The organism is Streptomyces sp. NPDC057638, assembly GCF_042800315.1.
Lineage (GTDB): Bacteria > Actinomycetota > Actinomycetes > Streptomycetales > Streptomycetaceae > Streptomyces.
Map to the genome: position 1 here is coordinate 22,277 of NZ_JBHVHF010000065.1, position 8,792 is coordinate 31,068.

2 protein-coding genes are annotated in these 8,792 nt (G+C 68.7%); one reads left to right on the forward strand and one right to left on the reverse strand.

Going from position 1 to position 8,792, the window contains the following annotated elements:
- The first annotated feature begins 94 nt into the window (after positions 1-94).
- Positions 95-1,528, forward strand: coding sequence for an integrase (locus ACFVIM_RS12385; protein WP_384300642.1), 1,434 nt, complete (start codon positions 95-97; stop codon positions 1,526-1,528).
- Positions 1,529-1,968: 440 nt separating this feature from the next.
- Here the strand turns inward: ACFVIM_RS12385 and ACFVIM_RS12390 are convergent, their stop codons facing one another.
- A complete protein-coding gene (locus ACFVIM_RS12390) occupies positions 1,969-8,766 on the reverse strand; it encodes a polymorphic toxin-type HINT domain-containing protein (RefSeq protein WP_384300643.1) in 6,798 nt (2,265 codons plus the stop codon).
- Between the last annotated feature and the right edge of the window lie 26 nt (positions 8,767-8,792).

Sequence of the window (8,792 nt, forward strand, 5' to 3'; positions counted from 1 at the left end):
AGAACTCCGGATGCGGGATAAGGACCGGCTCCATCCAGCGTTCTGAACACCCACTCGGAAGGAATCACCGCACCACAAGGGGAGCACCAAGCGCATGGCCGGCTACATGGAGGACCGATGGCTGAAGAAGCGGCCGAACAAGGAAACCGGCAAGCGCGAGCGCACCGCCCTGTACGGCACGGGCAAGCGGTACCGCGTCAAGGGGATACCCGGCGTCCAGGACCGCTCGTTCACCACGAGTGAGGACGCCAAGAAGTGGCTGGCGACCGCCACGACCGACTCCCGTCGGGGCGAGTTCATCGACCCCCGCGACGGCGCGATCTCGGTCGGCGACTACATCGTGGAGCACTGGTGGCCGGGACGGACCGATGAGCCCTCGACCGCCGGCCCGATGGCCAGCCGGATCAACAATCACCTCATCCCGCTGCTCGGCGATGTCGCGCTGCGGGACATCGACGCGTCCACCCTGCGTACCTTCAAGGCGACCCTGCTGACGCGGGTCGAGGACTCGACCGCAGAGGTGATCTGGGGACACCTCTCCTCCGTCCTCAACAGCGCCGTGGACGACCAGCGGCTGCTGCGGAACCCGCTCAAGGCCCACAAGAGCGTCAAGGCCCCGCGCGCCAAGGAGAAGAAAGCCAAGGCGTGGGCCCGTGCGACCGTCGACGCCGTCCGGGAACACCTTCAGGAGCGTTACCGGTTCGCCGTGGATCTGGGGCTGGGGCTCGGGCTGCGCCAGGGCGAGGCGTTCGGCCTGGCGGAGGAGGACTTCGACTTCACGAACATGGTCGTGCGCATCCGGCGTCAGCTCCGGTGGGACACGAAGGGGCGTCCGTACTTCTGTCTGCCCAAGGGCGGCAAGACGCGGGAGGTGCCGCTCTCCCCCAACCTGGCGGCCCACGCCCGCGCGCACTTCCGCCGTTTCTCTTCGACGGCGTGCACTCTCCCCTGGCGGAACCCGGAGCCGCCGACCAACACGCTGGAGGAGCGGCAGCGGCGTCCGATCACCGTGCAGCTCGTCCTCACCACCTCCCACGGGAACCGGATCTACTACAAGACCTGGAACGAGCGGAGCTGGCGGCCCGCCCTCGCGGCCGTCGGGCTGCTCACCGTCATCGGCGAGAAGACTCAGGAGTACGGCGGCCGGGTGCGCCACTACCCGGTCTACGCGTCATCGCGGTCGGACATGTTCCACGTCCTGCGGCACACCTACGCCAGCGTGCAACTGGAGGCCGGCGAGTCCGTGGTGAGCCTCGCGGCCTGGCTCGGGCACTCCTCCCCCAAGATCACGCTCGACCACTACGCTCACTTCATGCCCGGGGCCGGGCGGCGAGGTCTGGCGGCGATGGACTCCTGGCTCGCAGAAGATCAGCACAAAGTCCCTGAGAAGTCCCTGGCGGCCGGATGGGCCTCCGGTCTCGCCCTGAAGCCGCAGCTCAGGGGCATGATCACTATGGCGGCCACTATGAAGGTGAAGTACAAGGAGACGGCGCGGGGCGGGCTCGCGGTGAACATCATCGAGTGCTGACGGTCTTCCCACCTGAGAGTGAGGTGACGGAAGCCCCGCCGGAAATACGGCGGGGCTTCCATCATCGCAACCTGGAGACCACTAGGGCGTGGGCCAGGCGCGCTTCGGCGTTACTGCCCGCTAGCACTCAACCTGCTGAAGGGCGAGTTCATGATCGCCTTGGGCGACGAGATCGCGGACCGCCGCGAACATGGCTCGCACACCTGGTTCCCGCAAGAGAACCAAGTCAGGGCACGTGAAGTAACTACCGGCCAGACACTCTCCGCTGACTTTCCACCTTGCCATGATCCGACCAATCTCAGCGTGTGTCAGAAAGGTCGCAGACCATGTCGTCCCGTCAGGTAGAACAATCCAGCCGTCAGCATTCTCGCAGGCTTCTGGTAGATCTTCACCCAACTCGACTCGCAGCCTGAGGCCACCCTCCATCATTTCGAACACGTTCAGTTACCGTATTTCTCCTTGAGCCGACTGATCACTTTTGGCTCGTTGGCCTTGTTCGCCTTGCCCACGATCTGCATCCCTTCGGATGTATTTCTGAAGAAGACCCGCGCACCGTTACGACCACGCAGGTAGGAGACATCCGTACCCTCCAGAGACTTGTTCCCGAGACCGGGATTCGTGTTGCCTGAGCGGAATTGAAGGACCAGATCATCGATCTCCTTCTGGATCCGCTCATTCTTTCCAGCAGCCTCAGCGGCCTTCACGAGAAACGAGTCATCGTGAATCACCGAGGTAACCGGGCACGTAGAGTTGTGTACAAGAACGGGGGTCGCCCCCGCCAGCACGTAGTACGTATGCAGGTCAGCGACCGTGAAGTTGTACGTCCGCACCTGCTGTGTCGAGACCTTGTTCCCCGTGACGACGACGGTCTTGCCCTCGTCCGTCAGCAGGGTCATGCCCGGGTCGAGGTCTCCGGCCGTCAGCCAGGTGTTCTCCGACGGGGACCAGAAGGGGTGCTCGTGGGTGGCGGTGAGGTGGTCGATGCCGTCTTCGGTGGCGATCGAGAGGGTGTTGAAGTGCTTGTCGTCCTCGGTGCGGATCAGGTCGGTGACGGGGCGGGGGCCTGACTCGCCCGTTTCCGGGTTCTTCGCCTGGACCTCGTCGCCTTCCTTGATGTCCTCGATGGCCTTCGTCGTGCCGTTGGCCATGAGGACGGTGGTACCGGCGGGGAAGCACTCGCAGTCGGGGTCCAGCTTTCTGCCCTTGCCGCCCTTGAGGGCGTCGTTGACCCCGTCGTAGACCTTCTTGCCCTTGGCGAGCTTGAAGAAGGGGATCTCGCCGACGAGACCCACGCAGTCCATGCTGCGTCCGCCCGCGTTCCAGCAGTTCTTCGCGCCGTCCACGTCCGGGATGACCGCGGCCTTGGCTCCGGCGGAGACGACGTCCCAGCTCTTCTCGTACCAGGAACGGTTGTCCGTCTGGTACGCCGGAGCGTGCTCCGGGCCCTTCAGCATCGGGGGGAGGTTGCTCGGCGGCGGGGGCTTGCGGGGGCCGGGGTAGTTGACGGCCGCTTCGTAGGTGCGCTGGTTCTCCTTTTTGACCCATACGCTCGGCGGAACCGCCTCGTTGGGGCGGCCGTTGCCCCGGGTGCCGTCGGGGCGGGTGGGGCAGGCTTCCATGCCGCCGCCGCAGGCGAGGCCCAGGCCCGAGGGGTCGGTGAAGGTGAGGGGGTTCTGGGCGCCGTAGGTGTAGCCGTTGAGGGTCTGCGGCTTGTCGGTCTCCATGATCGGGTCGACGCTGATGAAGCGGCCGGTCGACGGGTCGTACTCACGGGCGCCGAGATGGTTCAGACCGGTGGACTTGGTGTCGTCGGTGCCGCCGACGAAGCCCTTGGTGCCGGGCCAGTCGGTGGGCTGGGTGCCCCGGGTGCCGCCGAAGGGCAGGGTGCGGCGCTGGGAGAGGGCCTGGGTGGCCGCGTCCGTGGCGAGCTGGGCGGTGCCGTGGTGGTCGGCCAGGGTGAAGGAGATGGAGCCGTCGTTCTCCTGGACGGCCTGGTGGCCGCCGCCGAGGGCGATATAGCGGGTGGCCGTGGGGACCGTGGTGCCCTTGGGAAGAGTGATCTCGGTGGTGCCGAGGTACAGCGTGGTCTCCGTCGGCGTACGACCGATGAGACGGTTGCCCTCCGCGTCGTAGAGGTACTCGGTGACCTTGGCCGCCTCGTTGGGGACGGGCTCGGTCACCTTGGCGAGACGTCCCTCCGCGTCCCAGACGAGGTTCTGGGTGGTGGCGCCGACGGTACGGCGGGTGGTGTTGCCCGCCACGTAGTCGTACGAGCTGCTCACGCCGCCGGGGCCGGTGGCCGTGACCGAGGTCAGGCTGTGCGGCTTGGGCTGGCCCGCGCCCGGATAGGCGTAGGCGCGCTGGACGTTCTTGGCGGTGTCGCCCGTCGGGTCGTGCAGGGTCTCGCTGGTGCGGTTGCCGACGATGTCGTAGGCGTACGAGTGCCAGTAGGGCGCCGGTCCGCCGACATTGGTGGTGCTGGGGGCGGTGGCGCAGGTGGCGGTGGACTGGGTCCACGCCTGGGTCAGCCGACGGGCCCAGTCGTAGGTGAAGCACTGGCTGTCGGTGCCGGAGCGGGAGACGTCGGTGACGGAGTGGACGTTGCCCGCGTCGTCGTAGCGGTAGGTGTTGGACTGGTCCACCCCGGCGACGTTCTCGCGGTCCACCCGGGTGGTGGAGAGCCGCTGGGTGCCCCACTCATAGCCGTTGGTGACCCAGGTCTTCTTGCCCGTGCCCCGGTACAGCTCGTACTGGAGCGGCTTGCCGGTGAGGCTGTAACTGGGCAGTGCCTTGACGCCGTTGGCGGTGTCCACCGATGTGGGGCGCAGGGTGGCTTCGTCGTAAAGGAGGCTGACCGCCGTCCCCGGCAGCGCTCCGGCGGCGGGGTAGGTGATGTTCTCGGGCTGGCCCGAGGCCGTGTAGCTGAGGACCGACTGATAGGTGCCCTGGAGTTCACGCTCATGGGGCGGGATGGTGACCGAGGTCCTCAGGGGCCGGTAGAGCCGGTCGTAGGCGATCACCTTGGAGACATACTGCTGGCTGTTCTCGTGCCGCACGCTCTCGGCGAGCTGGCCCTTGGCCCCGGTGATGGTGTCGTACTTCCACTCGGCGCGCTTGGGGCCGGTGGGGGAGCCGGTGTGCAGGGCGGTCTTGCGGCCGAGTCCGTCGTAGACGTACGCCAGGGTGATCCCGGTCGCGTCGTTGGCGGCGGTCTCCAGCTGGCCGCGGTCGTCGTAGGTGTTGGTCGTGGTGCCCTTGTCGGGGTCGGTGGCGACCTTCTGACGGCCGAGGAGGTCGTAGCTGTAGGTCCAGAAGCTGCCGCCCGGGTCGGTGATCCTGGAGACCTCGCCGCGCGGGGTGTGCGCGAAGGCGGTGGTGTCGAAGGTGGAGCCGACCGTGGGCTGGTGGTGCTCGCGCAGTGCGGTGGTGCGACCCCGGGCGTCCACCAGGGTGGTGGTGGCGGTGCCGCCGGTGGGCGGGATGACGGTGGTGCGGTCGCCGCCGTAGACGGTCTTGGTGATGTTGAGGACCTGGCCGCCGTCGCTGTTGCCCGCGATCTGGCGCAGCTCGGTCTGGCGGTTCAGCCCGTCGTAGGTGTGGCGGTTCTGCGTCTCGACGCTCAGCGCGTTCGCGGGCTGGAAGAGGGTGGTGCTGGGCGCGCTGGTGACGTAGTAGGAGGCGAACTCCTTGGAGAGCAGGCCCCGGTCGTCGTAGAAGCTGTCGGCGATCAGGGTGCCGCCGTTCGGGCCGGGGTCCTGGGTCTGGCGGGGGCGCAGGAACCCGTCGTACAGGGTGTACGAGGTGCGCTGGGCGCTGCCCGCGGTGTTCAGGGTCTTGGTGGCGACGGCGATCGGCTGCTGGTTCCCGGCCGGGTGGTAGACGAACTCGTAGGTCGGGGTCTGGCCGGTGAGCCGGTCGGCGAGCCAGACCTTGGACGAGCGGCCGAGGGCGTCATGGGTGAGGTGGGTGACCTTGCCGTTGGTGTCGGTCTGGGTCAGCGGCAGTCCGCGCGAGACGTCGAAGGTCGTGGTGTTCGTCTGGAAGGAGGCCGCGTCCGTGGGCCGGGCCCGGGGGGTGGTGACCGTGGAACTGGTCGCGTACCCGCTGGCCGGGGTGTAACTGGTGGTCGTGGTGCGGCCGTCGGTGCGGGCGGTGCGGGTGAGCGCCCCGGCCGCGGTGACCTTGACGTCGGCGGTGATGTCGGTGGCGGCGAGTTTGCGCCCGTAGGCGTCGTAGGTGGTACCGGACTCCTGGTAGACGGCGGTGGTGCCGTCGTAGCGCTGGAGGATCGCGGAGGCGGTGACGTCGCCCTTGGTGGCGGCCTCGCCGTACGCGGTGCTGTCGTAGGCGGTCCGGACGTCGGTCATCACGTCGGCCGGGCGGGCCACGGGGTCACCGCAGGCCTGGGAGACGGTCTCCACGCGGGAGGTCAGCCCGAGGATGTTGGCGGTGGTGTGGGGGGCGTAGGTGGTGCGGGTGCAGGTGTTGTCGGCGCCGGTGCTGTTGTCGCCGTGGTCGTCGACCTCGGTGACCCGGCCCGCGACGGTGTCGAAGGTGCTGGCGTGGGAGGCGGTCCGCCAGGACGTGCCCGCGCCGTTGTCGAGGGAGGTGAAGGTCTTGGTGTGGGAGGTGCCGGTGAAGTTGGCGGTGATGGTGCCCCAGGTACGGGTGCGGCTGGCGGTCTGGTGGTGCCAGGGCCGGTTGACCGTCTTGCCGAGGACTCCGCCGCCGGGCCCGGAGTACTGCACGGTCTTGTAGGCGAATCCGGCCGCCGGCTCATGGTCGGTGATCGCGGCGCCCTCGCCCTCGCCGAGGGTGACGCTGACGGACTTCTCGCCGCCGGTGGCGTTGAGGCGGTCGCCGTGCATCCCGCGCAGGAAGTAGGTGTCCTCCTGCGTCTTCATCGCGGCGGCGCCGCCCTGGTTGCCGGTCTTGACGCGGACCTGGCCGTAGCCGCGCCACTGGGACCAGGTCTTGTGCTTCTCCTTGGTCAGTCCGTCATCGTCGTCGTAGTGCCAGGCGCCACCGCCGAGGTACTCATAGGTGCTGACCTTGTCGGCGGCCAGACCCGTGGTGTCGGTCTCGGTCAGCGAGGACACCACGTACTTGTTGAACCACTGGGTGGTCGGGGCCTCCGTGTCGGTGCCGCCGATCTTCTGCGGGAAGCAGCGGGTGGTGTTGGTCTCGGGGGTCGGCAGCGCGGTCCAGGAGCAGACCGGGGCCGAGTAGGTGACGTCGACCTGGCCGCCCGACTCGTCCACGACGGAGGAGAGCCGGTCCTTGATGAAGGGGGCGAAGCCGTCCTCGACCTTGTCCAGCCGGTTGGCGAGCTGGGTGTAGCCGAGGGTGGTCTTCGGCTGGGTGATCGCGGGGGTGGCGCTGTGCCCGGTCCGCTGGACGGAGCGCAGCCGGAGCTGGTAGTCGGTGTCCGCCATGCCCCAGTCGTGGGTGAGCTTCCAGGAGTCGATCTTCTTGTACGCGGTGCCGTCGAGGACCTCGGTGGTGACGTCGGTCAGCCGCTTGCGGGTGAAGAACGCCGGGGAGAGGCGGCCCTTGTCGCAGGTGGTCCCGGCGGCGCAGTTGAGGTCCCAGGGGGTGTCGTACCAGTACGTGGCCTGGGTGCCGATGTTGGAGCAGTCCATCGTCGGGGTCGCCAGGCAGCGCTCGGCGCTGGTCAGGTCGACCTTGGCGAGGGCCTTGGTGGCGTAGAGGTCGGCCTTGGGCAGGCCGTACTCGATCCGGTCGAGGGTGCCGCCGCGGACGTACGGGGTGTCGTCCGTGGGCTCCAGGTTGCGGCCGTAGTGGTTGGTCTCCTTGGTGTAGTAGTACGCCATGGCGTTGCCATGGGGGTCGACCACGTAGTCGAGGTTCCACCGCCATGCCTGCTGGCACCAGGAGGTGGCGAAGGTGGTGCCCTTGCACTCCTCGCCCGCGTCGTCGCCGTAGACGGGGACGGTCCAGGTGGAGTCGGTGGTCTCCTTGCCGGTGGCCCAGCCGGGCAGCCGGTGGTAGCCGAAGTGGTACTGGGTGCCGCTGGAGAGGGTCACCTTCCAGTACTCGTTGTCGTTGTCGCCGTTGGCACGGTCGGCGTGGGTGAGGCGCTCGATCCTCGTGCCGTCGTCCTCGCGGAGCTTGAAGGTGTTCGCTCCGGTGGGAACCAGTTCGCCTCCCTTGCCGTTGAGGGAGATATAGGCGTTGTCGTACCCCCAGCAGAGGTCGCCCGGCTTGTGCCCCTGGGCGTTCTCCACCCCGTCGTCGGCACAGGGCTTGTAGCGGCGCTCGATGAATCCGGGCGACAGGTCGAAGCCGTCACCCGCCCAGGAGGACTGGTTGTTGGTGTTGCCGGTGCGTCCGTCGACGCCACCGGAGGAGTAGGAGAGGGCGAGTTCGGGCTTGAGGCCGCCGGGGACCTCGGGCGCGGGCATCGGATGGGACCAGCTGAAGTCACCCGTGTTGAGGGAGGTGCTCCAGGTCGAGGCGGCGGTGAGGCTGGTCGCCTTGTAGTCGCCCTTGGCGCCCGCCGCGTTGGTGATGGTGGCCAGGACGGTCGGTGCCCCGGCGCGCAGACGCACACCGGTGGCGGTGATCCGCCGCTTCTCGGTGTCGTTGACGGCGGCCAGGGGCTTCACGGTCCGGCAGCGGGCGGCCGCCGGGGTGGTGAGCGCGCAGGCGGGCAGTTCGGCGAGGGTGAGCCGGGAGGCGTAGCCACCGCCGAAGGCGTCGGCGAAGGCGGAGTAGTCGAGATGGGCGCGGACCCGGCCGTCGGCTCCGGCGGCGGTGGGCCGCAGGCTGAGCACCACACCGTCGACTCCGGCGGCGCGGGTCGCGGCCCGGTCCAGTACCCGGGTCTCGACGGCGCCGGTCAGCGGCTTCTGCGCGGCGGCGAGGCGGGTGTCCAGTTCCAGGGGGACGCCCCGGGGCCGTACGGGTGCCGTGGCGCGGGCGGCAGCGGCGGTGGGCAGGGTGACGGTGGCGGTGGTCGCCTTCGGCCAGGCGGCGTCGGGGGCGGGCCGTGGGCCCTTCTGGTGGTCCTCGGCCACCGGCAGGGGCCCGCCGTCGAGGCGCTTGCCGGGTACGGGCTTCTCGGAGACGGGCAGTCCGGGGCGTCCGGAGCCGTCGTCGACGGCGGCCGCGGGCTGGGTCACCCCCTGGATCAGGGTTCCCAGCACGATCACGGCCGTGGCCGCGGCGGCTCTGCGCCGCCAGGGCCCGGACCGGGCGGTGGATCTTGGGTTCATCAGTCCCTCGTCCGTCGCCGCGCGAG

Bases quoted from the DNA above. Each gene is read 5' to 3' on its own strand.
- ACFVIM_RS12390 (WP_384300643.1), bottom strand. From the start codon at position 8,766: ATGAACCCAAGATCCACCGCCCGGTCCGGGCCCTGGCGGCGCAGAGCC.
- ACFVIM_RS12385 (WP_384300642.1), top strand. From the start codon at position 95: ATGGCCGGCTACATGGAGGACCGATGGCTGAAGAAGCGGCCGAACAAG.